We start from the raw sequence: 23,332 nt of genomic DNA on the forward strand, positions 1-23,332 counted from the left end.
AATCATCTTTCCTCTAAACTCTCCATTTCCAATTCCCCATTCCCAACTTAATATGGATTTGAATCAATCCGTCCCCTTTTAACACTCCTGAGATAGTACCCAGAGGTTGGTCTGTTTTTTAAATTAAAGGTGTCGCCACTGCGAACTTTCCAAATTTTGTAATTAGAAAAGGTCAAAGGCTTTCGGGGTTCGCATACTTCTGGCGTATGATTGCCAAGTACAAAGTATGCCGCACCTCTACCCATAACTTTTACCAAGCCGTTTTTATCCACAACAACCGATGTGCTTTCACTAACGGCGATGCCTAAAACACTGCTAGATACACCGTCCTTAATTTGACGGGCAATGAAAGCCATAATTCGACCCATTCTTTCTCGCCTGTCGAAGTGTGTATCTACGATAGTTCCTTTTAAATTACTCCAATTGAAAAAGTTGTAAGTAAAAGTAATGTCTCGGTAGGGATCTTCTAGTGCGTCTCTAGTTTCAATACCTTTTTCAGAAGAAGCACAAGCATCATAGACACAATCACTTTGGATCATCGCGCCTGCACTAGTGCCGCCAACACCGCCTCCCTTCAGGTAAACTGACTTAACGGCAGCTTCAAGCTTAGTATCTTTCCAGTTGCGGATGTATTGACATTGGTCGCCGCCAGCAAAGAAAACTACATCAGCATTTTTGATTTTTTCAAAAATCTCGGCTTTGTTTGCTTCTTCTCTATTGCGAATTAGAAGAGTTTCCACAAACTTTACACCCTTCATGGCATAAATTAGCCGATTGTAATCGTGATTACCATTCGTGCGGAGAACTACAACATTAACCTTGGTAGTGGAGTTACTACCTCCCCTAACTTGGTTAATCATCCACTGGATAGCATCATCGACATCGGGGCCACCCCCACCCAAACTCAGGACTGGGCCCGCTAAGGAAGGGCGGACATCCAAGGAGGGTGAGTGAGAGGGGCGAACATCAACAGTGTCACCCAAGAAGTAGCGTTTCCAGTTTTCGATAAAACGGGTTATTAGGAAGGTTCCCATGTTCAACAACTTGATTCCTATACTTTTCAAGCGCCTTGCTATGCTTGGGAATGCCTTTGTCATACTAAGCTTCTGGAGCAAACTGCAATTATTGCTAGGCTGTTACGCACTTTAATTGCTTATTTATCCGTGAAGTTTGTCCTTTGTCATTAGTCAGTTGTCCTTTGTGAAGAACTAATGACAAATGGCAGTCTTAACGAAAAATATGCAATGTAGACGCGCATTAGCTTAACTGTCGCACTAGATAGGGTAAAATTTCCAGCGTACAGGGTTTGTACTGTTTTTTAACCCAAAATAGGAAAGCTTTGGTATGCAAACATTTACTGTCTTTGTCTTACAATCCTACTCATTGCCGTGACAAGCAAATTCTTGTTTACTATAAATAGGTTGCCGTAATGCCATATAGTGCCTTCTCCGTAGTTTTAGCAGAAGCCTATTTAAATGCCATTGATGAGGCAACGCTCGAAGTAGAAGAAGGTCGTTACGAAGCCCAGGAATTAGAAAAAGTTATTAACCAAGAAGAAATTATCAATCGTGCTTTGATTTTAATTTTACCAGGATCTAGTTAATTGGCTAAACAGAGACTCGACACACTATTAGTAGAGCTTAATTTATGTTCTTCTCGCGCTTTAGCACAGAGGTTAATTCAGGCGGGGGAAGTTACTGTTAATCAGCAGCTAGTTGATAAGCCTGGGACTGAAGTTGATATTACGGCTCAAATAAATATTAAAGAGCGATCGCCTTTTGTTTCTAGAGGCGGTGAAAAACTCTCGAAAGCTTTGTCAGTATTTGCCATCTCTGTAGTAGAGCGCGTTTGTTTAGATGGTGGGATTTCTACTGGTGGTTTTACTGATTGTCTGTTGCAAGCTGGAGCCAAGCAAGTTTACGGCATTGATGTCGGTTACGGACAAGTTGACTGGCGGTTGCGAAATGATTCGCGGGTGATTTTGCGGGAACGCACCAATTTACGCCAACTACGACCGGATGAATTATATGGTGAAAATGACCCGATTCCTGATTTGGCGGTGGTAGATGTATCGTTTATTTCTTTAACTAAGATTCTGCCTGCTTTGTGGCAACTAACTCAAGCTAACCGAGAAGCTGTGTTGTTAGTCAAGCCACAGTTTGAAGTTGGCAGATCCCGTGTGGGTAAAAAAGGTGTTGTGCGAGATCCAAACGACCAAGCTGATGCCATTTTCCAGGTGCTGCAAACAGCCTACGAATTAGGATGGAAATACAAAGGCTTAACTTGGTCGCCGATCACTGGCCCGGCTGGGAATATCGAATATCTTTTGTGGTTGGCTATGGAAAGTGAAATACCATCACTTGATTTAGAAGCAATTAAGCAAATAACGCAATCAGCAACAACTGATTTACGGAAAAGTTAAACAAGAATGCAGAATTCAGAATCAATTAGTGGGGGCTTAAACCCACTCATCTCTACTCGGAATCCAATTCATACTGAATTCTGACTCCTGACTCCTGAATTCTTTCTTCTTAAACGTCGTAGATTAAACATTCTACTGATTCAGGATGGCGATCGCAGTAGTTTTCCAAAGAGGTTTTCTTTGATTTCGCTTGCTGTTGATCGGCTTTTTCTGCTTGCAATTCTTCCACAATGTCCCAGGCTACGGCACAACCAGCAGAATCGCTGCCATCTAGCTCACAAGTTGTCCGTGCTTCAGTAATGGCTTCAATAATCGCTTCTTCAAGATTTGTCGCCCCAGCAGCTTCAAATGAGTTTAAGGTTGTTGTCATGATTTTTTCACCTTTAATTTACAGACTTATAGATATTAACCGCGAGCTTTCAATGACCCCAAAAAGCTCACATTTCCAGTTTAGATAGGCTTTTTACAAGACGTGGTGGTAAACACCGCCATGTTTTTAGTCAAATTAAGTGGGAATTACCCTCTTGTCATCTTTAGGGCGATTCCACTAATTAAAGCCACTATCAGTTTTGCATCTTAAATTCGGAATATCAGTCAATTGTCAGAGGAGTTTGATAGAAGTTGATAATCACTTATAAACGGCAACAAAAGGGAAACAATTTTTATTTATTCTCAATACTTTATGCCTAATTCTTGTTGCAAGCGATACAGAATTGTATTCTGATCGACTTGAGATAAAATCTCTTGAATAACGCTGCTAGCGCCCAACTGTCCCCAAGTACAGCCTTTTTCGAGATACACTTGAGCGGCTTTGCCAACAGAATATGCACCATAACCGGCAATACCAGCTTGAGCGATCGCACTGCCAGCAAAAGCAGTAATATTGCTGGGATTATCACCACTAGTTATTGCAGCCGTAGTTTTACCTAAACCCAAAATAAAACTACTACCTAATTCTCCCAGTAGCAAACCACCAGAACTAAATAAAATCGTTTTTAAAATTTTTCCGGCTTCATAACTAGTCATCGGCAAACCATATAATCTAGCTAGAGCGCGAATTAAAGCTAAATCGGCAACAGTTCCGCCAAGGATATCTAAGAAGGCGATGGGATTTAACATTACTGCCAAAGCTTTGTATTTAGTAAATTGCCAAATAATATCTTCAGCTTCTTTTTCCCGTAATTCGATAGTTTTTTGAGCGATCGCGGCTTCTGCATCCCGCGCTTGGATGAGTGCATTTAAAGCCAGAAGCGATCGCCCTTCCCGATTCAGAATGTTCAGAATTGTCTCTTTAAGTTCGTCTACTTGTGGTGGTGGTGTCTCCCATTCGTAACTGATACGCCCATCAGGCCATTCAACTCGCACTTCCATAGGTGCGGGTTCCGCCGCCACCATGACAATTTCATCTGGTAATAGAGGCTTTGCTTGAGGATGCCCAGCACCCAATTGTTGTAAATTTTGGTAAATCGCTCCTTGGTCTGTATCTGGGTAGAGGTCTATTTTGTTAAATACTAAAATCAGGGGTTTTTGCGATCGCCTTAATTCCAGCAGTGCCTGATATTCAGTGCGGGTGATATCACCAGACACGACAAACAAAATCAAATCTGCTTGATGCACTACTTCTCGTGCCATAAGCGCCCGTGACTCACCCTCAATTTCATCTAAGCCAGGGGTATCAATTAACTCTACTAAAACCTTACCTCCTGGCTGCCAACGCACGGAACGAGGCCATTGAGTAACACCGTTTAGAGGCCCAGTTTGCAGAATTTTATCTCCCAGCAAAGCATTTAAAACTGCTGATTTACCACGACTCACCAAACCAAAAGCGGCAATTCTAATCACGTTAGAGTCCAGTTTGCTGAGTGTGGAGTTCAAAGCTTCCAATTCTGGTTTCAACAAACCGATTAATTCTGGGTTAGATGACAACTGTCCTGATTTGCGAAGATGTCCATACCAAGACAGCGCTTGTCTGAGACTGGCGCGGGCACGATTTAAGTGGGTTTCTTGCAGATTTCGCACAAAGTTAGGTTGATTCAAGGTTGGACAAACAACAGGCTACATATCCATTTTGATCTAATTCCCAGAGATGCTCAAAACGTGCTCAATCTAATAATCCTCCTCCTGGGTAAGCTAACCAAAGTTAGAGTGATAAATTATTTCAAGCCGCCCCTAACAATAATTGTACATGGGGAATAACTACCACCAAAGTACGCAATTTACCCCTCTAGAGGTAGTGAGGGTAGAGAGAAGAATAGCTAACTGATTAGTCAACTGAAGTTATGTTGCTCTATAACAACCTGCATTTCTCTACCTTACAAAGATACCTGAAATGTAGTAGCAGTAACGTGTTGGCCCTTCTAGCAGTCTCCAGATTTATCTGGGAATAGAGACTGCTTGGGAGACTAGTTAGCTGACATTTAGCTGGCTTGAGTCTAAGTCATCTACATTTAGTCAACTATTGCTAGGGGGACTAACAGTTAGTTTATCTAATTATTAGGTCAGCTAAATAAGTCAACTGAGTTAATTAGCTGCATTAGATAGTTACTTAGCGATCGCATCCTAAGCAAACTAAAGCAACCAGCTAACTCAGTTGACTAAATGGTATGTTTTCTAATTCCCTAATAGAGTGAGGTTAACTGGAGTGTTATGTTCTCTCTCTCTATAGTTAATAGAAGTATTACTACTATAAGGGTTTTATGTAGCGACCCAGATTGCGGTTAACTTCAGATTAGGCAGCGATCGCTTACCAAGTAAACTGTCTCACTTACTAATTAATAAAGGGAACGACCAAATGGAAACTCCAATCTTTAAACTGATAGCGGAAGAGTTGATTTTTTGCAAAGAGAAAATAGATATAGCTATACAGACTCTTCATGAACTAGATGGCTACTTTCCAGACAAACCTGACATTGCAGTAAGGCTAGCTCAAGAAGTAATAAAGTATGAGGATACCCATTTCATAGTTGAAAAATTAATTAAACTTCAGTGGATGGTTACCAGGGGAAACTTTGAAGAGGATAAGTGAGACTGCGGATAATTGGCTATTTCTTAATAATTGAAGTGCCCTAAACTAGCAGGCTTAATTCACTCAAAAAACTTACAAAATAATCTTCAATATATTAGGAAATATCCCATATTTTGTATAAAAAACTATTGACAACATACTACATTTGTGTTATAATTGTAGTATGAACAAAAGGGAAACCAATTGGGTCAGGTGGTTCAAAGCTGATAACCACACCAAAAAAGAGTTTAGCGGTCACTTACTCTTAAACCACCTAAAGTAGAAAGAGCTTAGAAGTCTGAGACTTTAGAGAATTATTATCCACCCTCTTAATATTTGATAGTCCCACCAAGCCCCCTGAGACACCTGCAAAGGTCAATCCAGGGGGCTTCGTAGTAGGTAGGTATATTTAACTCAATTTAATTATGGTAACTTTTACCAATATTATCTTATGTCTGCTAACTGAAGATTACTAGCATAACTCTTCCTCAGCTTAATTTACTTATAGTGAAAGTTACCATAATTAGTTTACTGATTTAGTTATCTTAGGTGCGATCTCTAGCCTAACTCACCACTAAAGTAGACTGGTTCTGTTAGCAGAGAATCAGTTACCTCACTCCACAAGGCCCCTGCCGGCCAGGTAACTGTAGGCAGGAATGTTAGGTCATTCAGGTAAACTTGACCCGGTAGAAGGGCAATGCAGGAGGCTGGGTGTAGATGATTACCTTTAGCTTGTAGAAAAGGATTGAGGGTAGATTGCTGTATTAGTAGACTAAGTGGTGGCTGCTGAGGTGCGATCGCTGACTATTTAAATCCAGTGGTTCTTTTCTAGCAGATGCTGTTTACTGAAGAGAAGCAGTCTCAAGCTAGCCTGCGTCTAGTGAAACTAGCTAGCATTCTATGACTACAAGGAGTAGCTGCCCCTCCCAAGTTAACTATGTTTCAGTATTTATTCTGTAACAAATAATTTATAAAGAAGTTAATTTGAGACATAGTTGAGTTTAGGGGAGGTTTTGTAGTGAAAGATGAGTTTACCGCAGATCAAGTTAAAGGAATGCTATTAGTGGTTCTTGTAGTTATAGTCTCTCTTAAAGGTTGTAATACAGACCCTCAGTATTTAGCCAAGTATAACTACTGTATGGAAGGAACCCCTAAACCAGTTCAGTTATTAAAAGCTCTATTCCAATGTGCATGGGTTTAATTAAACTCTTATAAAAAAGTTGTAAGACTTTTTGGTGACTGTAATCTTTACTGGGTAAGGCTTGTAAGCTATCTACTATACTAATAATGCATGAAATGAGTTGGAGTTAACTTATTACTCTTTACTAAACTAATTTAGGATATTAGATAACTTGATATTCTGTATTGCTGATTTGTAGCATTGATTGTTGTTGATTAGAATAGATAGCTAAATTTTAGGCTGAAAAGCTAACCCTAGTATAGTTATCTAAGTGCATTGAAGTATAGAATTTAACCCAGAAAAAAGTTGTAGTAAGTTGAAATGGCTGTAGACCTTGTTACCTATAGGTTGTAATCTAAGTATATATATTAATAATGCATGATAGAGATTTTAGTTTGCTGATTACTCTATGCTTGCTTTAGTAGAGAATTGGATACTTTTATTAGTACTTTGCTGTGTTGATTATCTTGTTTAGTATGCTCTTTACAGATAGTTGAATTTTAGGCTGAAAAGCTAACCTGCACTGTGGCGGCTCCTTATTGTAGTTAATTAATTCTATTCCTTTATAACCAATACCTTCTAGTTGTGTATAGTTTTAGTTTGCTTGGTGGAAAGTTAGCTGAAGTGCTTACTTGACTCTATACATTTAATGAAAAAAAGGGGTGGCTAATTTAGCCACCCCTATAAGTTTTGTTAGATTTAGTTTTAGTAAACTTCAAATTCTAATAGAGAATCTGGAAACTCTTGAGCTAACCAGCTAGTTAATCTTTCCTGAACTTCAGTTACCTTAGTTGGCTCAACTTCTAGACTCAAACCATCATAAGAATAGGTAAGGATGTTTTCATTTATCTGCTCCCCAATCAATCTCTGTATAATTAATTGTTCAGCACCTTGGGCCAGATGAGATAGAAGTTTGCCACCAATCTTTGAATTGTTAACTTTACCTTTCTTAACTTCAGTTTTGTACTCACTGGTTTCCTTATTGAGGTTAAACTTTAAACCCAAGGCATTTGTATGAATGACCTTCTCAATCTCACCAGCTTCAATCTTGTCAATGGTGTAGTCGGCTAACCATGAATCTCTAAGCTCTACAAGGGGCTTTAGGATACCTTCAAAACAACTGTTAACTATTTCCTTGGTTACATTAAACCGATACCCTAGTTTCTTTTCAGCTTTCTGTGTGGCTAAAAAAGGAAGCTCACTCATTTTGGCCCCAAAACAGAAACCATAAATGATTACTTTTTTAACTTCTTTAGGTAATGTAGCTGGGCCTATATGCTTCCAAATACTATCAGTTCTAATAATACTTAGAATTTGTTCCTTAGTTTCTGAGGCTTGCAGGATATCACAAAGAATAATTAACTGAGCGCACTTTAAGTCCATTTCCATAACCTTGTTGGCTTTGTTGGTTGGCTTAACATAGTGCTTTCTAATTTTACTTGTTAGAGCCATAGGCCCACCTGATGTATGTAGTCGCCCAGGCCCCTGAATATAAAAGGAACCATGATACTGAGGTTCATTAGTTTCCCGGATATCATCTAAAGCACTTAGAAAAGCTTCTTGTTGGTCTTGGCTTAAGTTAAGACTTCTGTTAAATTTTCTACCTTCTGCTGAATTAAATAACTTCAAGTCAAATACAAATTTAGAATCCCTTAACTTCTCCCAAGCTTTTTTAGTTACTTCAGGAAGTTGATTAGACCTTAGACATCTCCCACCCCAAGCAGCAGGTTTTAACCCAACATTAAGGTCAGGTTTAGCAAATGCCAAATCATCACATTCTCCATTCATCAATTTAACCAACTCTTCTTTAATTTCCTCCATTAATTCCTCTCCAAGCATAAACCTACGACAATAACCTTCACCATGCCCAGTAACACTAATAAAATCAAGTAAAGGTTCTATAGTTTCTTTTGTAACAGTCGCCATATATTTTTTAAATTTAAGTTTAGTATTATAATCTTCTACTGAGAAGGGAGTCATTAGGACAAATAGGTATTCAACTGGTATTTGTAAATAATCATTAGGTTCATTATCTTGTGCCTTTTGATTTCTAACTCTTAGCAAGGAGTATACATAAGCTACTTGCTGGTTAGTAGGAGTCTTACCTATTAAATTCTCTAAAGCTTTAGCTACCAATTTACCCTTCATCTTCTGGGTAATCTTAAGTTGGTAATTATCAATTTTTTTAATGTGGTCTTCCATATTCAGTTAATTTAGTTTAGTTTTAAAAATATAAAGTTTAGTTATTTAGGAAGAGAGGAAGGAAAGTAACTAGCTTTCTTTTCAGCCTTGCAAAGCTTATCCTCTATACCTAATATTCTAACAAATCATGTTACAAATGGCCACTAAAAAGGGGCACTATTTGAGCAACTAATTGTTAATCATAAGTACTATTTTCCATAGCAATATTGACCCACTCCATTACTTGACGTTCCCACTCTAAATCTACAGGGTATTCATCTATTTCTACTTCAGTGAACTCAGGTTTAGTTAAGCTTTGAACCTCAGCTAAAGAGACATACATATAACCCCTTCTATTCTTATATCCTTTGAGCCTACCAGTACGAATATAATATCTAACTCCATCTGACCCAGATAAACCTAATACCTTGGCAGCTTCTTTAGTAGTAATTAAATCAGTTGCTATCATAATAATTTCCTTTAGTTTATTTCTTTTCTTTCTCTCTACTATATATAACTGTCCAACTTTCTCGTTTATCAATATTGATAAGTGAGGGATTAGACAGCTTCTCTTTTGGGAGAACCAGTTAAATAGACATTAAAAAAAGAGGACTTATTATAGCCCTCTCTGATTTAGTTTATTGATTTAGTTTTATGCTGCTTTACTGGGAACTGTGTAGCCTTCTCTTTGAAGGAATCTAATTAGGAAAGCCAAACCTTTTTGCGTTACCTTGGGAGTCAATTTAACTCCTACATTGGTAGAAGTTTCTACTACCTCAAAATAACCTTGGCTAATATACTGCTGGTAGGGTAGATTACCAATCTGTAGTATCTTCTTATCCCTCAGCAATTGCATTAGATTGTTACGTCCAAGGCTAGGGCTATTGATAACTTTAGCTGCATCAGCAAAGCTAAGAAGTTTACCTGACTCAGCAATGACATCATATACTGCCACTTTAGGCTGCATCTCAATTACCTTAGATTCAGCGATCGCAGCCTTAAAAGCTAATCTCTCTTTCTCTTCTTCTGCCTCTACTAGAGCTAATAGAGCTTCCTTATAGTTAGAAGGTAGTTTGGGTTGAGTAGGTTGAGCTAAAGCTTCTCTTGCCGCCTTAAAAGCATGAATCAAATTCTTCTTAGCTTGTCTAGCCTCAGCAGTATTCTTAACATAAGTTAGAGCTAAGTAAGATTGGTCTTCAGTTAGATAGTAGAATGTTTCAGGTTTTCCAGGTCCAATAATATCTACATTTGAAATGTTGATATTCCCAAACTCTGCAAAGTCAGCTTCATAGCTTTTGATAACTTGCTTTAATGCTCTATGTTCAATACCTACCTCAGCAGCAATAAGTCTGGAGTCTACAACTAGAATTGAATTGATGGTTTGTACGGTTAAGTTTGTCATTATATTTATTAGTTTGATTTATTAGTTAATTTAAGAATAGTAGGTGGGGCTTTAGCGCCCCTTTAAAGTTTAGGCTGATTGATTAGTCTTGAAATATAAAAGTAAGGCTGCCCTTATAATGTCAGCTCTTGAACTTAGCTTTTCACTTACTTCAGCATCTATCTTGTCACAGAGGGATTCTGGCATTCTGAGTGAGATATATTTGGTATGATTCATAGTCTTTTAAATGTTTAGGTTAACTTGTTTATCTCCATCAATTATAACATTATGTACCACAGATGACCACTGAAAAACTAATTGAAATGGGCAGCTTTCTAACCATTCACAAAGACCCTTCTCATCAATAGTAAATGCGTATGTTAATGCATCGTACTGCTCCTGGGTGAGGGTCACTACTATTATTCTCTCTTGGTCATTTTTCATATCTTTACCACATATTAGATATCTTTAATCTATCAAGTTATAACCGGCAGAATGTGGGATATTAAAACAGTCTCCCAGTTAATGCAAGATGCTTTTGTTATTATTAACTTATAGAAAACAAAAGGAAACTTACTTCATTATGAAAGACAAATTAACGATTGCTTCTTCCCCTGTTCTTTTTATTATTACTGCATTAGCTATCTTCTTTGAGTCACCATTTTTGCTAGGTATAGTATTTGTTGGATTCGTTATAGATGGCATACTAGATAAAGTTTTATTGAATGCCCTACAGGATTCAGCAGCCTTAAAAGATTTAGAAGTATATGAGATAGCTGATGAGCTAGAGAATCTAAATAGTCAGATAGCTGACTTAAGGAAAGATGTAGATAGAAGGTTCAGTGCTTTTGGAAAAGATGTAGCTGACCTAAGAACGATATCAGAACTCAAATCTAATGAGTGATTACTTACCTCTTCTACTAAAAGAACTCCAGGAAACTCAACCTGGGCTAACTGGAGACCTGCTTTCTGAGTGTGTAGCTACCCTGACCAAACTTGAGAAAGCAGCCCTCATATTCAAGACTACTAAAAACCGGAGTGCTGAGATTATACTCACCAATAGTTATCTAGAATCTAGCTCCTCTCACTTTGATATCTGGGTTGCTGAAATCTATGAAGAGGTTATTGATACCATAAACTTTTCAACAACAGAAATATTATCTAATTTATAGGACATACTATTATGCTTAATTCTCAAATTCCACCTATCACAGTTACTACTGGTGCTATAGCCAGTTATATGAATCTAACACCACCCACCCCCGGCATCTTCTTCAGGTTTGGTAAAGCTAGATTAAGACTTACATTTGATCATGTAGATGAGGAAACCTTTGGTGGACGTTGTATACCTGCTGATGGAGTAATAGAACTAATTACTTCTGTTCTTTCCCCCAAGTTTGAGAGCCTTGTGGCAGATAACAAAGACCCAGAGTATGTTGACTACTCCCAAGGTGAAAGATTAACTCAGCTAAGGGTAGCCTTGATAAATAAGATTATGGAACATGCAATTCTACCAGATTCAACCCTAGCTGAATAACACTAATATGATTACTATTATTACCCTTATTATTTTCACTTTGATTTTATTCAGCTTTGTACTGGGATTACTTGTAGGTAAGTTGATTTTACAGCCTCAGCTAACAGAAGATACCCTAGCTGCCTATACTGACTTCCAGCGTGACTTTGCTGATTTCTCTGACCGCAACTAATCCCACTAAGTTTAATTCAACTAATAGCTTCCTACTAAAAATAGGAGGCTATTTTGTTTGGACAGCCTGCACACCTTTTGCTCCTATGTATTGGTTAATATTGTGTATAGAAAGGTTGAAAGAGACCTAATTAAATTTACATAATATACAAAATGACTACTATTAATCCTCCTTCCAATTCTGCTATTAAACTTACATCAGCTATTAAAGCGATCGCACCTGAAGTTGACTCCACTATTCTTGATGAGCTTTGTAGATTAACCCGCGTACATAATCTTAAATGGGTATCAGATAAGGATGGTAAAAACGCTTACTATGTTATGTCTCAATTATCCCTTGCTAAGGGTTTGGATAAAGAAGACTATATTAACTACTGGAGCCCAATTCAACGACCCCTCGTTAACCAAGGGTCGTTGGAATCCTTACCTGGTAAAGCTTTTAAATTAGAAAAAGAAAAGTTAGCTAATTTCAAAATTCTATACAAAGAGCAAAATGGTGTCTCATTGGGTGGTATTAATTCCCTTTGGGTTGGTGACTTTCTACACGCTTACAGCTACCTAGTTCAAGGACGTTCAGAGGCAGCTAAAGACTTCCAATCTTTAGGAGCTAAATCAATAGAAGTAGCTTCTTCTAATGACATCACCCACGCTATTGAATCAGACTTACAATTAAAGATTATGGAATTAGCAGGCTACTCTAATATCAACCTAAAGTTTGAAGTAGCAGTAGTTGATAGCTTTAACACAGGTAGCCATAGAAGATGGGACTTTGTAGAGAGACTACCTAAAGTTACCAAATTGTATGAGCTAAAATCTCGTACCCTCTCTGAAGATAATGTGCGTTCTACCTTATTTACTAAGAAGTATATTGAGTTAGCTTCTGAACGTTTCCCTGGTAAAGCAATTGAGTTCATCTTCACCAGCCCAAAAGGGATTTCTTGGGAAGCTAAGAACCTTATTCAGGAGGTCAATGAGAAGGCTTCTACCTTATATCCTGGTGTAAAGGTTAAAGTAAGTTTCATAGATACTCAGGAGATTACAGAGAGGCTTATTAGTAACATTCTGAATGACTCGCCAATTGAATCTCACTTCTGGTTTAAGAGGAAGTTAGAGACAGAAGGATTTAATTGTGTAGTAAGTAGTAGGACGGTAGAAAAACTGAATTCTACTATTGTTGATGCTTATCAAACTGGGCGGTTAATCAGAAAACCCAAGACAGACAATGTTATCCAATTCCCAATTCTAAAGAGCGCTAAGGTAGCTTAAATAAAATAACCAATTAATAGAAGCCTCCTCTAACCAGGAGGTTTTTTAATGCAAAAACTATCCCACCTTTTACTATTAGCTTTCAAGTATTATTTAAACATAGAGAGAAAGTTATAAAACACTTATGAGTACTGCAATTAGTAGAGCTTACAAACTATTTCTAAAAGGTTATTCACTACGTTCAATAGCTAAGATATTCAAGATTCCTAAGTCAACTTTATCTTACAAATTCAGAAAGCTTTATGGTTCAGATTACTCAGAGCAAAGGAATCACTGGGGCATCTTACCTGTAATCCAAGAGTACCTAAATGATAAAGATTTATCAGCCAGAGACAAGCAACAGATAAGAGATTGGATGAATAGTAACTTCAATCAGATTGTTGAAAATGAGAAGGCTAACCTAGATAAACCTTTGTATACAAACCGCAAACTCCAACAGCTAACTGAATTGGAATGTAGCTACAGAAAAGGGGACTGGAAGAAACTATTTGAAGATACATTAATCTCCGCGTACTAACTATTAATTCTATTTATTATTAAGGATAAAATTATGACTACTGAATTATTGACAAGCTATATTGATACTGCCTCCTTGGAAGAATGTTTAGAGTTATTTTTTGAGGGAGAGTTTGATAACGTTGACCAATATATTCCCCGCCTATACAAAGATTTAAGTGAACTGAAGCCAGGTAACTCTTTATTTGGTCAGCTTGATTCTGCTGCCCTTGAGTTAGCTCTATGGGGCTTAGAGAGACTACATAGGGCAGCTATTGAATTCCACTTTGTAGGTAGTGAAGCCTCTTGGTTAATACTACGCAACAGCTACTTCCACAGTAAGCAGCAAGGGACTTTAGAAAGCTGGATGGCTGCAACATACCTTGAGGCATTAGGACTACTCTCCAATGAGGTTATGAAGCTGATTTAGGACAGATTTATTAGTTAGATATCTAAACATTATGGGTGCTTCAGGTGGCACCTTTTTTTATGCCAAATAAAGCATTTATGCTGACACAAGTTCAGCGAGATTTTCTAGTATTACTTTTATCAATTCAGCCTCATTTATCTAAACCTCAAATGACTGCCTTATTTAAGGATAAGTTTGAGGTAGAGTTAACAGAGCAGCAACTAAAAACATTAATAACTAAGACAAAGAAGAAAGTTGAGGAACTTCAGAAGAATGAATCCCTAACTTTGGAATTAGCTATCAAAGTTGGATTAGTCAGCTTGCACTCTAAGATTAACCGCACTCTAGCTTTAGAAGAGATTGTGCGGATGGCTAAGGATGGTTACGTATGTCAAACTCAGTCAGCTAAAGGTGAGGTAGTCTCTTATATAAAGCATGAGTTAAAGACAGCAACAGAAGCCCTAAAAGCCTTAAAAGCTGAGTGGTCTGAAGACATTCAGCAGCAAGCTAATTACACGATTGTTGTAGGTGATGCCCAAGTTCCACAAGTAGAGGAGCTTGAGGGGGATGATGAGTTGTGACCTTCAAAATTGATCTGCACCCCAAGCAGAAGGAGATATTCCTAGACCCACATAGATTTAAATTATTAGTTTGTGGTAGGAGATTTGGTAAGTCTCACCTTCTTAGAACCCAAATCATTGTAGCAGCCCTAAGTTGCAGTCTCGCCTATAACCCCAACTTCCCTACTGTTGTAGCCCTAATAATGCCAACATTGAAGCAAGCTAAAGCAGTGCATTGGAAGAGTTTAGTTTCCTTACTGAAAGACGCTCCTTTTGTAGAGTCAATTAATAATTCAGAATTCAGAATAGTTCTAAAGGGTAATAAACCTGACATTATTCTGAGAGGGGCAAATGATGATGAGGGTAATGGATTACGCGGACTTAAGTTTTTCTATGCTGCAATAGATGAAGTTCAAGATATTAAACCTATAGTTTGGGAGGATGTAATTCTTCCTGCCCTTTCAGATACGGAAGGTTCCACAGCAACACTAGTAGGCACACCAAAAGGTAAGAGCCACCCATTATATAAGTTCTATCAGAAGATTAAAGATTTACCTGAATGGGCTTACTATCACTTTAAAACCCGTGATAATCCTTTCTTCCCTATACAAAGACTTAGGTTAGCTAAAGCTCAGATGCCAGCCAAAACATATAGGCAAGAGTTTCAAGCTAGCTTTGAAGACTTTGATGGGCAATTGTTTGACCAAATAGATTCTTCTATACATTATGTAAAAGATATACCTACTGACCTCTCTTACTATATTGGAGGAGACTGGGGCGATCGCAACCCAAGTTTAGTTGTCATTGGATTGAGCCAAGATAGAAGTAAATTTTACATAATTGATTATTGGCTCAATAAGTCTGGTGAGACTGTACCAGAAGAAGTCTTCTTAAATGAAATGGCCAAACTTTGTACTAAATATAATGTGTACAGATGCTACCTTCCTGACGACCGGGGTGGTTCAGTTAAGTCAGCAAGAATATTAGGTAAACGTCAGAATATACCTGGCATGACTAGGGCTATAGAGGTCAGTAGAACTAAGTTAGGACTACTACCAAGTATAGACATTATGAATAATTTATTTTACCAAAATAACCTTTTTATTAAAGCTAGTTTAGTTGAATTGATAACTCAGTTTGAAGACTACCATAGGGCAGTTAATTCAGAAGGAGAGTTAATAAATAAGCCAGCAGACGGCCAAGAAGACCACACTGTTGACGCTGCTAGGTATTGTATTGGCTCTTTATATAACACCGTTCAGAATAAATTACTTAAATATTAAATAATATATGTACCCTAATCAATTACTTCTAGAAACTCTAGAGGCAAAGAATGTTGAGTATGAGCAGATGTTACCTGCACTTCAAGAAATTGACTTACTAGTTTCAGGTGGCTACAAACTCAAGAATTCTATTAGACATTTTATTCATCAAAGACCAGGTGAGGATAATGAAATATATGAAACTAGACTTAAAAAGTTTACCTATTTAAATATCCTCAGTGCCAACATAAATGAGCAGGCCAGCAAACTTGCTAACGCCCCTATGACTATTGAGGGGTTAGACACCAATCCTAAGTTTTGGTCAGCCTTCAGGGAGGATACAGACCTAGCTGGACGTTCAGAAAAGAATCTCATTAGCTTAATCTTTAGAGAGCTTTTAAAGTTCAAAAAGATTTATGTTCATGTTGACAAGAATAAATCAGATATAATTCCCATCAACAAACTACAAGAGGAAGCATTAGGTTTACGCCCCTATATTGTGACCTATTCTCCCCTTCAAGTTATTAACTGGAGTGAGAGTAAAGGTAAGCTTAATTGGCTAAAGATTAGACAGATATCAGAAGATAATTCTAACCCTATTGCTGCTCCTAGAAAGGTCTGTACCTGGACTATTATTGACGCTAATTACATTGCTAAGTACTCAGCATTTGTGGAGCTAGATGGTAAAGGTAACATTACCAAAGTTGGGAATGAGTTAATTAATAATGAAACCACTATTAGCTTATCAGCACCTCCTATAGAGCATGGGTTTGGTACAGTACCAGTTTTCAAAATAGAGTTACCTGATCAGCTTTGGGTTGCTGACCAAGCAGCTAGTAAGGCACTGGAACATTTGAGAACAGATTGTGCAAAGTATGATTTGTTGACAATGGCTTATTTCCAGCGCACCTTCAAACGTATTCAAACACCTGATTCAGACCTTGAGCAAACTTACACAAATGAAGAACCTATACCAACAGGTTTAGCTCATGTAATTGAGTTAGAAAAGTTTGAGTGGTCTGAGCCTCATGGTTACATGATTGAACACATGGCTAAGTCTCTAGAGGCTATAGAAACTCAGGTGAGAGATTTGATAGCTGCTGGTGGAGTTTCGTCTTCTAATGCTGCCTTAAGTCAATCTGGTATTAGTAAGCAGATGGACTTTGTTAAGCAGGAAGCTATGTTGAAATCTTATGGCGAACTTATCACTGATTTCTACCAAGACCTCCTACAGTTAGTAGCTAAAGCAGCAGGTTTAGATGGAAGTAAAATCTCTGTCACCGGACTTAATAGCTTTGAGAATGACTCCCTGGATTCCATGCTAGCCAAGTTAGATTCTGTCTCCAAACTAAATATAGAAACTCTGAAAGCTAACCTACCTCCTTCTGCTCTGAAAGTAGTTTATGAGCAGATGGTGTCGTTATTAGCAGGTAGTTTATCAGCCTCCCAAAAGGAACAAGTTAACAAAGAAATAGAGTTACTACTGACCTCTATTAAGACTTTGGACACTTCTCTTGTATAGAGACCCTCAACACTCCTTAAGACATAACAGACACATTAGCTGTAGAGTTTCGGACTGAGGGTAAACCCACTGGGTAAGGTTTATAAACCAGATAAGTTTTACTGACAACTTAAAAGACAGACACCTATAAAAGGATTATTTAAAATGACACAAGAAGAAATTCAAGCCTTAATTGATGCTTCCCTAAATTCTTTTAAAACTGAAATCAGTTCAGAATTTACCAAAGCTAATCAAGGGCTTGCAGCATCCGTTACTAAAGAGATTAAGAAACTTCAATCACCTCAACCCGCACCAGTAGAATCTACTGAATCTATTTCAGAGAAGTTAACCCTTAAGGCACTGGAGCAGCAGTTGACTGACCTTAAGACACAATTAGCTAACAAAGATTTAGAGACCCTTAGTGCCAAGCGTGGCAGTGCAGTTTCTCAGGCAATTGCTAACAGCAAAGCGTTAAGTCCAGCAGTACTACAAAAAGTCTTCTTACTTGATAACTCAGACAAACTCAAGGAAGAAAATGGTAAGTGGTATGTAACTCAAGGTGACAGTGTTTCAACTTTAGAAGATGCGCTAACTTCTTTTTTGTCTACAGAAGATGGAAAAGCATTTATACCTGCTTCAGGAGTTAGAGGTTCAGATGCTCAGGAAACAAAGGTAACTCCAATTGACCCTAATAAAACAGTTAAGGCAGAAGATGCCTTATTTGAAGCTTTCAGTTAAACAAATAAACAAATAATTAATTACTATAAATTAAATGGCTAATATTATTACTCCGGCTCAATCTTTACAACTTTTAGTAGAAGAAGAAGTCGCTTCACTCCAATTGACTGACTACCCAATGGTCAGCCGTCTTGCTAAGAAAAATACAAGTCAACAAGTTATTAAATGGAACGCAAACTCAGGCGGGGCTACTGCGGTAAGTGAGTCTACTGGAGCAGACGTAACAACCTTCTCTGATGATGATTATATTGCAGCTATCTTGAATATTGGTAACATTAGAATCCGCAGTGCATTCTTACAACAGAAAGAAGATGTTGCTCAAGCTAAAGTAGCTGGTAAAGGTGCTTTACGTGACTTGTTTGCTTCTGACATCAATAGTGCTATTCGTAGCATTATGGAGAAGTTAAGCAACTACATCTATACGGGTGTTGGTGATAATACCACAGGTGGAATAGTTGGTTTGGTTACGGCTGCTGCTGCTACTGGAGCTTATGCAGGTCTTGACCCAGCTACCTACCCTGCTTGGGCTTCTCATGTATCCACAAACGGCACCAACAGAGCTTTGACGGCTGCTTTATTGTATGACATGGAAGTTGCTATTCTACGTAAAGGTGGACGCTTCACAGCTATCTATACAACCCCTGAAATTGCTTCCAAATACAAACAAGTGTTTGCAGCTAACCTAAGTATCACAAACCAACTACCTGCTGGTCAGGCTGATTTGGGTTACACAGGTCTCACGTTTGCTGGTCGTCCTATTATCCAAGACCGCTTCTGCCCTGCAAACACTATGTACTTTGTTGATGAGAGTGAAGTGTACCTATACGGATTTGCTCAAAGCAATACTCAGAGCCGTCAAGGTCTCCCAATTAGTATTGAAGAATTGGCAAAGACTAACCCAGACGCAGACAAATACTCTGTTTCTTTGAAGGCTCAACTTCAACTACGGAACCGCGCTAAGGGTGTAGCTGTACTTTCCGCAATTACCCAGTAATCATGGCACAATTCACCACAGTTCAAGCTGAAGAGTTTGAGAGAATCTTAGGATTCTTTGAGTTTAGTAGTCTGATTAGAAATGAATTAACTTCTAATTATTCTGACACTGTAGTAGACAGAACTTTAAGTATTTTGGATGAGTTGGTGAGTATTGATAATTTGCTAAAAGAATCCCTTGAGACCAGTTTTGTAAAGGAATCTAGGGGTTCTAAACTATCATACAGCAGCCATGTAGCTCACCTGAAATCAGAAGGAACTAGACTATTAACTGAGTTGGGACAATTACTAAGGGTAGGAGTTAATTACAACAAATACTCACCTAATAATAAAAGGTCACAAGTACACTATTACTGGTAACTTTAATGTTTAACTATAGTGTTAAGGCTAGTGGGCCTTTATTTAATAGTAAAGGGGTAACTAAGAAAATACTAGAGGAGGCTCTAGAAGAGACAGCAGAGTTTGCAAAAAATAGAATTAAAAATGTTACTCCTGTAAAAACAGGGGCACTAAAATCAGGTTGGCTTACAACTGTAAACAGGAAATCAGTAACAATATCAAACTCTGTTTTTTACACCCCTTATGTTGAAAAGAAAGTGCAAATGGTAGGTAAAACAATACCAGCTATTGAATTTAACTTACAACAGAATATGGCTAAAGGAATCAATAAATTAAAATGAACCTATACGAAAAGCTGGCTAAGATTGAAAACAAATTAGGGTCAGTAGAGGAAAGGCTAGGGATTCCACAGCGTAAAAATTTATTAGTAAGACATACCTCAACAGACCCTGTTACCCGCGCACCTTTTATAGAAGATACCTTAATTCTACCCAAGCCTTACATAACTTCAGTCGCCCCTAGATTTGTGAATATGCAGATAGCAATTGAAGGGGCAGACTCAATTTATATTACTGTAAATGATTTACAAGTAGAGATTCCCAGAGTATATCCTATTACATTATTTCAACCAGAGGGTAGAACCAGGGCATTATTTATTTTAAATCCTTCAGTAACTTATGGAACTATTAACTATAGTAACCCTACAACTAAAGCTCTTACTAATATTAAACTTTATAGGTCGGTGTATGTGGATGATAGTAACCCTACTATTTATAGATTAATTTTAACTGAGCATAAAGACAAGTAATGAATATACAAACAGTTCGTGCAAAAGTTAAAGAATTTATATCTATTAGGGTAAGAATTGATAAGTGGAATCTAGAGGTACCTGATGATTTATATAGCCCTACCTCAAATAATTATGCCCCAGGTAATACTGCGGTAGCTCTTCCAATACAAAACCTAACTCACATAAGGGAAGGTAATAGAGGTATTCAAACTTCAGTTAGACTTCCCTACAGTATTAGATATAGATTCCCTTACGATTTACCTTATCACTCATTACCTTTTGCAGGTCTAGAGGGAGTACTTAGTACTATACATACTTTGTCCTTACTTCAATCACCAGACGACAATATTAAGTCATTTCAACCTGCTGAAATTGAAGATTCTATAACTGTAGGTAATATAGCTCAACAGGATGGAGATTATATAGTAAGTCTTAACTTTGCTTTTGATGTAGTTTTCAATACAACTGATTTTCCTGACATCTCAGATATTCAGCCACCTGATTATTACATTATTGATAATCCACCTTCTTTATCTGAAATAGCTATCAGAATTAACAGAGCTAATTCTAACTTTACCAAAAGTGATAACTCTACTTATGTAGAAGATTCCACAATCATTATTAATAAATAAAATATGACCTCACTTTTTACAAATTTTAAATCTCCCGGTGTAAGGATTCAGGAGACAACTCAAGGGTATAGAGCGCTTGAGATCGCTTCTTTTGAAACTCACTATATTATTGGTTCCTCTTCAGTTGGAGATTACCTTTATCCTACCCAAGTAGTTTCGTTAGCTGATTTTACCAATCAGTTTGGTGCTAGTCCTAGTGAAGCTTCAGTGCGCCTTTTATTCAGAAATGATAAAAGAGCCATTGTTTACTTTATTCGTACTCCTATAGCTATCAGACATCAAATTGTTGTTGAAACTGCGGCTAATCAAACTTACACAGTTACCATTGCGGGGACAGTAGTAAATTATATAAGCGCTGGTACAGAAACCAAGGCAGCTATTGCTTCTGGTATTATTGGGGCTATTAACTCCTCACCAGTTGCTAACTTGGTCACAGCACAAGCTTCAGACGTTACTGACGCTCTGGTAGTACGGGTAGATAACCCCCTTACAACTGATTTAACTTTAACAGTTGGTACCAATTTAGAAACTGAAGTAATAACCCCTAGTACCCCTGCGGCAAGTGATTACGTTTACTCTATTGAAAATAGCTTTGATTCTGAAGATGGATTCACTCAAGGTTTCTTGATGGCTCCTGAAGCTTTCAAAAGTTTAACTTTACAATCTGACCGCCAATCAGTTGGTTTAGCTATGGAAGCTTTAGCCTCAGATGAAGCATTTGATTGGGTTGCTTTGATTGACTCAGGTGTAGGTTTGACCCCTACTCAAGCTCAAACGGAAGCTTTACTTTATAACTCACCCCAAGGACACTCGGCCTTCTTCTATCCTCACCTAGTAGACCTTGAAGATATCGTAGTTCCTGCTTCTACAGGTGTAGCTGGTTTACACACCAGACGCTTCAGGGAGCAAGGTTTACAACAACCTGGTGCAGGTGCTAAATTCCCAGTTTTGGGGGTTAAAGATGTAGTAACTAAAGTCAACACTCAACAGCAAGAAATCCTTAACCCTCTAGGTATTAATGTTATCAGAAACCTGAGAAACAAGGGAATTGTAGTTTGGGGTATGAGAACACGTTCCAATAGTGAATTCTACACTTTCCTACCAACCAGAATTATTATGAATGTTCTTAATGGAACACTCAGAGATGGCTTTGATAATGATGTCTTCTCCAGTATTGATGGGTTTGGCTTACTGTTAAACGCAATCTCTGATACTGCCTTCTCAGTATGTAATAGATTGTGGAGAGGTAAGCTGCTTTTTGGCGCTACTGAAGCTGAGGCATTTGAAGTTATTTGTAACTTTACCAATAACAGCCAAGCAGAACTTGAGTTAGGTAATGTGATTCTTGAAGTGTACGCAGTTCCCGCCCCTGCTTTAGAGAAACTGTTGATTAATACCATCAGAGTAAGTATTGGCGCTCTACCGCTAAATCAGTCTCAGACGGTTGCTACTCAATTACCTGTGAGTGCTGCTTAATCTAATACATAGTGGGCTTCTGTTTATATAAACTTTAGCCTACTTAAATCTATTAATTAATTAAATAAATAAAAATATGGCAATTTTATCAAATATCAATCCTATTGCTAACTCTGATTTTACTATCAATTTAACAGCAATACCTAATGTATATTGGACAACTTTCAGTGGTATTAAGACTACTCATAAACGTGCAACTTATAGTGATGGTCAATCCCAAGTTGAAAGGATGACATCAGGTGGTACAAAGGCTTATGCCAACATAACTGTGAGCAAGCCTTATGATCCTGAAACTGATGACGTTATCAACAGCTTCATTGCAGATCATGAGGACGGTCTTTCCTTTGACATGAGTGTTACACCTATTAAACGTAAGTCCACTGGTGAAATAGAAAGCAGAGGTACTAAGTCTTGGAAACTGACAGGTTGTAAACTTGCTAGTTCTGAATTGATGGCTGGGGTAGACACTGGAGATGGTTCTAAGACTGTTATAACCACTCTTGAATTCTCTTTTGAATCCGCTACATTTGCATAATAAATAAATTAAGAAAATGGCTAGAAAATTAGTAATTGAAGAAGTAAAGGAATTAGATAAAGCTGAAGTGGTTCAAGCCCAAGAACTACCTGCTAATGAAGAAGAGTCTGGTGAATTCCAAGCTCAGTATAATCCAGATGAGCAGACAGTTGATTTTGAATTACTTGATGGTACTCCAGTACAACTTAAATCCCCTAAAGCTAAACAGTTTCTATTAATGGAAGGGTTTATCCAAACTGCTCCTGAAGAATATAAGACTAATATGTTTGTATTACTAAAACTTGCATCCTTATGTATGACTAAGTTTGGTAGTAAATCTAAATTAACTTTTGAGGAACTATTAGAGGTTTTAGAGGTAGAGGATCTTGAGAGGGTAGCGGCTGCTATATTCTACTTTCAAGATAAGATTACATATCTGGGAAGAAAATCTGCTAATTAGTGTTCAAGAGCAACCAGCTTT

31 protein-coding genes are annotated in these 23,332 nt (G+C 37.8%); 23 read left to right on the forward strand and 8 right to left on the reverse strand.

Features of this window, described 5'->3' with window-relative positions; translation table 11 throughout:
- Window positions 1-47 precede the first annotated feature (47 nt).
- On the reverse strand, window positions 48-1,097 hold the full coding sequence (locus VB732_RS21585; RefSeq protein ID WP_323232944.1) for a cyanophycinase: 1,050 nt from the start codon (window positions 1,095-1,097) through the stop codon (window positions 48-50).
- A 332-nt stretch (window positions 1,098-1,429) separates the two neighbouring features.
- Here VB732_RS21585 and VB732_RS21590 point away from each other — a divergent pair, with 332 nt between their 5' ends.
- Both VB732_RS21590 and VB732_RS21595 read left to right on the forward strand, forming a co-directional pair.
- Window positions 1,430-1,603 (forward strand): hypothetical protein, encoded by a 174-nt coding sequence (locus VB732_RS21590; RefSeq protein ID WP_323232945.1) that lies wholly within the window; start codon window positions 1,430-1,432, stop codon window positions 1,601-1,603.
- The gene (locus VB732_RS21595; RefSeq protein WP_323232946.1) at window positions 1,604-2,422 is read left to right on the forward strand and encodes a TlyA family RNA methyltransferase; all 819 of its coding nucleotides are present in this window, start codon (window positions 1,604-1,606) and stop codon (window positions 2,420-2,422) included.
- 109 nt (window positions 2,423-2,531) lie between these two features.
- Here the strand turns inward: VB732_RS21595 and VB732_RS21600 are convergent, their stop codons facing one another.
- On the reverse strand, window positions 2,532-2,792 hold the full coding sequence (locus VB732_RS21600) for a Calvin cycle protein CP12 (RefSeq protein ID WP_323232947.1): 261 nt from the start codon (window positions 2,790-2,792) through the stop codon (window positions 2,532-2,534).
- Between the two features lie 302 nt (window positions 2,793-3,094).
- Window positions 3,095-4,441, reverse strand: a complete 1,347-nt coding sequence (locus VB732_RS21605) for a GTP-binding protein (protein WP_323232991.1) — start codon at window positions 4,439-4,441, stop codon at window positions 3,095-3,097.
- A 772-nt stretch (window positions 4,442-5,213) separates the two neighbouring features.
- Here VB732_RS21605 and VB732_RS21610 point away from each other — a divergent pair.
- Together VB732_RS21610 and VB732_RS21615 are read left to right on the forward strand one after the other, a co-directional pair.
- A complete protein-coding gene (locus tag VB732_RS21610; protein WP_323232948.1) occupies window positions 5,214-5,447 on the forward strand; it encodes a hypothetical protein in 234 nt (77 codons plus the stop codon).
- A 997-nt stretch (window positions 5,448-6,444) separates the two neighbouring features.
- A complete protein-coding gene (locus tag VB732_RS21615; protein WP_323232949.1) occupies window positions 6,445-6,627 on the forward strand; it encodes a hypothetical protein in 183 nt (60 codons plus the stop codon).
- Between the two features lie 684 nt (window positions 6,628-7,311).
- Here the strand turns inward: VB732_RS21615 and VB732_RS21620 are convergent.
- From VB732_RS21620 to VB732_RS21635, 5 genes are all read right to left on the reverse strand, one after another.
- Window positions 7,312-8,808 (reverse strand): hypothetical protein, encoded by a 1,497-nt coding sequence (locus VB732_RS21620; RefSeq protein WP_323232950.1) that lies wholly within the window; start codon window positions 8,806-8,808, stop codon window positions 7,312-7,314.
- Between the two features lie 175 nt (window positions 8,809-8,983).
- Window positions 8,984-9,256 (reverse strand): helix-turn-helix domain-containing protein, encoded by a 273-nt coding sequence (locus VB732_RS21625; protein ID WP_323232951.1) that lies wholly within the window; start codon window positions 9,254-9,256, stop codon window positions 8,984-8,986.
- 183 nt (window positions 9,257-9,439) lie between these two features.
- Complete coding sequence (locus VB732_RS21630) at window positions 9,440-10,189, reverse strand: phage antirepressor KilAC domain-containing protein (RefSeq protein WP_323232952.1); 750 nt, start codon at window positions 10,187-10,189, stop codon at window positions 9,440-9,442.
- A 69-nt stretch (window positions 10,190-10,258) separates the two neighbouring features.
- The gene (locus tag VB732_RS36015; protein ID WP_416235766.1) at window positions 10,259-10,405 is read right to left on the reverse strand and encodes a ribbon-helix-helix domain-containing protein; all 147 of its coding nucleotides are present in this window, start codon (window positions 10,403-10,405) and stop codon (window positions 10,259-10,261) included.
- Window positions 10,406-10,411: 6 nt separating this feature from the next.
- Window positions 10,412-10,612 (reverse strand): hypothetical protein, encoded by a 201-nt coding sequence (locus tag VB732_RS21635; protein ID WP_323232953.1) that lies wholly within the window; start codon window positions 10,610-10,612, stop codon window positions 10,412-10,414.
- Window positions 10,613-10,751: 139 nt separating this feature from the next.
- On the opposite strand from VB732_RS21635, the gene VB732_RS21640 reads away from it, so the two are divergent.
- From VB732_RS21640 to VB732_RS21730, 19 genes are all read left to right on the forward strand, one after another.
- Window positions 10,752-11,072 carry a hypothetical protein gene (locus VB732_RS21640; RefSeq protein ID WP_323232954.1) on the forward strand — a complete coding sequence of 107 codons (321 nt, stop codon included), beginning with the start codon at window positions 10,752-10,754 and terminating at the stop codon, window positions 11,070-11,072.
- Window positions 11,065-11,340 (forward strand): hypothetical protein, encoded by a 276-nt coding sequence (locus VB732_RS21645; protein ID WP_323232955.1) that lies wholly within the window; start codon window positions 11,065-11,067, stop codon window positions 11,338-11,340. The genes VB732_RS21640 and VB732_RS21645 overlap by 8 nt, the downstream gene beginning before the upstream one ends.
- 11 nt (window positions 11,341-11,351) lie before the next feature.
- Window positions 11,352-11,705 (forward strand): hypothetical protein, encoded by a 354-nt coding sequence (locus tag VB732_RS21650; RefSeq protein WP_323232956.1) that lies wholly within the window; start codon window positions 11,352-11,354, stop codon window positions 11,703-11,705.
- A 7-nt stretch (window positions 11,706-11,712) separates the two neighbouring features.
- Window positions 11,713-11,877, forward strand: coding sequence for a hypothetical protein (locus VB732_RS21655; protein ID WP_323232957.1), 165 nt, complete (start codon window positions 11,713-11,715; stop codon window positions 11,875-11,877).
- Between the two features lie 152 nt (window positions 11,878-12,029).
- Entirely contained in the window at window positions 12,030-13,142 is a 1,113-nt protein-coding gene (locus VB732_RS21660; protein ID WP_323232958.1) for a hypothetical protein, read from the forward strand.
- A gap of 124 nt (window positions 13,143-13,266) precedes the next feature.
- Window positions 13,267-13,659, forward strand: a complete 393-nt coding sequence (locus VB732_RS21665; RefSeq protein ID WP_323232959.1) for a hypothetical protein — start codon at window positions 13,267-13,269, stop codon at window positions 13,657-13,659.
- A gap of 33 nt (window positions 13,660-13,692) precedes the next feature.
- Window positions 13,693-14,067, forward strand: coding sequence for a hypothetical protein (locus tag VB732_RS21670; RefSeq protein ID WP_323232960.1), 375 nt, complete (start codon window positions 13,693-13,695; stop codon window positions 14,065-14,067).
- A gap of 59 nt (window positions 14,068-14,126) precedes the next feature.
- Window positions 14,127-14,627: a hypothetical protein gene (locus VB732_RS21675; RefSeq protein WP_323232961.1), complete on the forward strand. Its 501-nt coding sequence runs from the start codon at window positions 14,127-14,129 to the stop codon at window positions 14,625-14,627.
- Window positions 14,628-14,809: 182 nt separating this feature from the next.
- Complete coding sequence (locus VB732_RS21680) at window positions 14,810-15,889, forward strand: hypothetical protein (protein ID WP_323232962.1); 1,080 nt, start codon at window positions 14,810-14,812, stop codon at window positions 15,887-15,889.
- Window positions 15,890-15,896: 7 nt separating this feature from the next.
- On the forward strand, window positions 15,897-17,390 hold the full coding sequence (locus tag VB732_RS21685) for a hypothetical protein (RefSeq protein ID WP_323232963.1): 1,494 nt from the start codon (window positions 15,897-15,899) through the stop codon (window positions 17,388-17,390).
- 144 nt (window positions 17,391-17,534) lie between these two features.
- Window positions 17,535-18,107 (forward strand): hypothetical protein, encoded by a 573-nt coding sequence (locus VB732_RS21690; protein ID WP_323232964.1) that lies wholly within the window; start codon window positions 17,535-17,537, stop codon window positions 18,105-18,107.
- 34 nt (window positions 18,108-18,141) lie between these two features.
- Window positions 18,142-19,101 carry a phage major capsid protein gene (locus tag VB732_RS21695; RefSeq protein ID WP_323232965.1) on the forward strand — a complete coding sequence of 320 codons (960 nt, stop codon included), beginning with the start codon at window positions 18,142-18,144 and terminating at the stop codon, window positions 19,099-19,101.
- Between the two features lie 2 nt (window positions 19,102-19,103).
- Complete coding sequence (locus tag VB732_RS21700) at window positions 19,104-19,460, forward strand: hypothetical protein (protein WP_323232966.1); 357 nt, start codon at window positions 19,104-19,106, stop codon at window positions 19,458-19,460.
- A gap of 5 nt (window positions 19,461-19,465) precedes the next feature.
- Window positions 19,466-19,780 carry an HK97 gp10 family phage protein gene (locus tag VB732_RS21705; protein WP_323232967.1) on the forward strand — a complete coding sequence of 105 codons (315 nt, stop codon included), beginning with the start codon at window positions 19,466-19,468 and terminating at the stop codon, window positions 19,778-19,780.
- Entirely contained in the window at window positions 19,777-20,247 is a 471-nt protein-coding gene (locus tag VB732_RS21710; RefSeq protein ID WP_323232968.1) for a hypothetical protein, read from the forward strand. Before VB732_RS21705 ends, VB732_RS21710 begins: the two co-directional genes overlap by 4 nt.
- Window positions 20,247-20,861, forward strand: a complete 615-nt coding sequence (locus VB732_RS21715; RefSeq protein WP_323232969.1) for a hypothetical protein — start codon at window positions 20,247-20,249, stop codon at window positions 20,859-20,861. The genes VB732_RS21710 and VB732_RS21715 overlap by 1 nt, the downstream gene beginning before the upstream one ends.
- Before the next feature lie 3 nt (window positions 20,862-20,864).
- On the forward strand, window positions 20,865-22,337 hold the full coding sequence (locus VB732_RS21720) for a hypothetical protein (RefSeq protein ID WP_323232970.1): 1,473 nt from the start codon (window positions 20,865-20,867) through the stop codon (window positions 22,335-22,337).
- Between the two features lie 76 nt (window positions 22,338-22,413).
- Complete coding sequence (locus VB732_RS21725) at window positions 22,414-22,872, forward strand: hypothetical protein (RefSeq protein ID WP_323232971.1); 459 nt, start codon at window positions 22,414-22,416, stop codon at window positions 22,870-22,872.
- A 16-nt stretch (window positions 22,873-22,888) separates the two neighbouring features.
- Window positions 22,889-23,311: a hypothetical protein gene (locus VB732_RS21730; protein WP_323232972.1), complete on the forward strand. Its 423-nt coding sequence runs from the start codon at window positions 22,889-22,891 to the stop codon at window positions 23,309-23,311.
- Window positions 23,312-23,332 lie beyond the last annotated feature (21 nt).

This window comes from Nostoc sp. UHCC 0252 (assembly GCF_034931145.1).
In the GTDB taxonomy this organism is placed as follows: Bacteria; Cyanobacteriota; Cyanobacteriia; order Cyanobacteriales; family Nostocaceae; genus Nostoc.

Coding starts and splice junctions, on each gene's coding strand:
- VB732_RS21585 (WP_323232944.1), bottom strand. CDS start 1,097: ATGACAAAGGCATTCCCAAGCATAGCAAGGCGCTTGAAAAGTATAGGA.
- VB732_RS21655 (WP_323232957.1), top strand. CDS start 11,713: ATGATTACTATTATTACCCTTATTATTTTCACTTTGATTTTATTCAGC.
- VB732_RS21640 (WP_323232954.1), top strand. CDS start 10,752: ATGAAAGACAAATTAACGATTGCTTCTTCCCCTGTTCTTTTTATTATT.
- VB732_RS21650 (WP_323232956.1), top strand. CDS start 11,352: ATGCTTAATTCTCAAATTCCACCTATCACAGTTACTACTGGTGCTATA.
- VB732_RS21700 (WP_323232966.1), top strand. CDS start 19,104: ATGGCACAATTCACCACAGTTCAAGCTGAAGAGTTTGAGAGAATCTTA.
- VB732_RS21660 (WP_323232958.1), top strand. CDS start 12,030: ATGACTACTATTAATCCTCCTTCCAATTCTGCTATTAAACTTACATCA.
- VB732_RS21590 (WP_323232945.1), top strand. CDS start 1,430: ATGCCATATAGTGCCTTCTCCGTAGTTTTAGCAGAAGCCTATTTAAAT.
- VB732_RS21705 (WP_323232967.1), top strand. CDS start 19,466: ATGTTTAACTATAGTGTTAAGGCTAGTGGGCCTTTATTTAATAGTAAA.
- VB732_RS21670 (WP_323232960.1), top strand. CDS start 13,693: ATGACTACTGAATTATTGACAAGCTATATTGATACTGCCTCCTTGGAA.
- VB732_RS21685 (WP_323232963.1), top strand. CDS start 15,897: ATGTACCCTAATCAATTACTTCTAGAAACTCTAGAGGCAAAGAATGTT.
- VB732_RS21680 (WP_323232962.1), top strand. CDS start 14,810: ATGCCAACATTGAAGCAAGCTAAAGCAGTGCATTGGAAGAGTTTAGTT.
- VB732_RS21725 (WP_323232971.1), top strand. CDS start 22,414: ATGGCAATTTTATCAAATATCAATCCTATTGCTAACTCTGATTTTACT.
- VB732_RS21635 (WP_323232953.1), bottom strand. CDS start 10,612: ATGAAAAATGACCAAGAGAGAATAATAGTAGTGACCCTCACCCAGGAG.
- VB732_RS21675 (WP_323232961.1), top strand. CDS start 14,127: ATGCCAAATAAAGCATTTATGCTGACACAAGTTCAGCGAGATTTTCTA.
- VB732_RS36015 (WP_416235766.1), bottom strand. CDS start 10,405: ATGAATCATACCAAATATATCTCACTCAGAATGCCAGAATCCCTCTGT.
- VB732_RS21665 (WP_323232959.1), top strand. CDS start 13,267: ATGAGTACTGCAATTAGTAGAGCTTACAAACTATTTCTAAAAGGTTAT.
- VB732_RS21720 (WP_323232970.1), top strand. CDS start 20,865: ATGACCTCACTTTTTACAAATTTTAAATCTCCCGGTGTAAGGATTCAG.
- VB732_RS21625 (WP_323232951.1), bottom strand. CDS start 9,256: ATGATAGCAACTGATTTAATTACTACTAAAGAAGCTGCCAAGGTATTA.
- VB732_RS21690 (WP_323232964.1), top strand. CDS start 17,535: ATGACACAAGAAGAAATTCAAGCCTTAATTGATGCTTCCCTAAATTCT.
- VB732_RS21600 (WP_323232947.1), bottom strand. CDS start 2,792: ATGACAACAACCTTAAACTCATTTGAAGCTGCTGGGGCGACAAATCTT.
- VB732_RS21730 (WP_323232972.1), top strand. CDS start 22,889: ATGGCTAGAAAATTAGTAATTGAAGAAGTAAAGGAATTAGATAAAGCT.
- VB732_RS21645 (WP_323232955.1), top strand. CDS start 11,065: ATGAGTGATTACTTACCTCTTCTACTAAAAGAACTCCAGGAAACTCAA.
- VB732_RS21630 (WP_323232952.1), bottom strand. CDS start 10,189: ATGACAAACTTAACCGTACAAACCATCAATTCAATTCTAGTTGTAGAC.
- VB732_RS21620 (WP_323232950.1), bottom strand. CDS start 8,808: ATGGAAGACCACATTAAAAAAATTGATAATTACCAACTTAAGATTACC.
- VB732_RS21715 (WP_323232969.1), top strand. CDS start 20,247: ATGAATATACAAACAGTTCGTGCAAAAGTTAAAGAATTTATATCTATT.
- VB732_RS21710 (WP_323232968.1), top strand. CDS start 19,777: ATGAACCTATACGAAAAGCTGGCTAAGATTGAAAACAAATTAGGGTCA.
- VB732_RS21695 (WP_323232965.1), top strand. CDS start 18,142: ATGGCTAATATTATTACTCCGGCTCAATCTTTACAACTTTTAGTAGAA.
- VB732_RS21610 (WP_323232948.1), top strand. CDS start 5,214: ATGGAAACTCCAATCTTTAAACTGATAGCGGAAGAGTTGATTTTTTGC.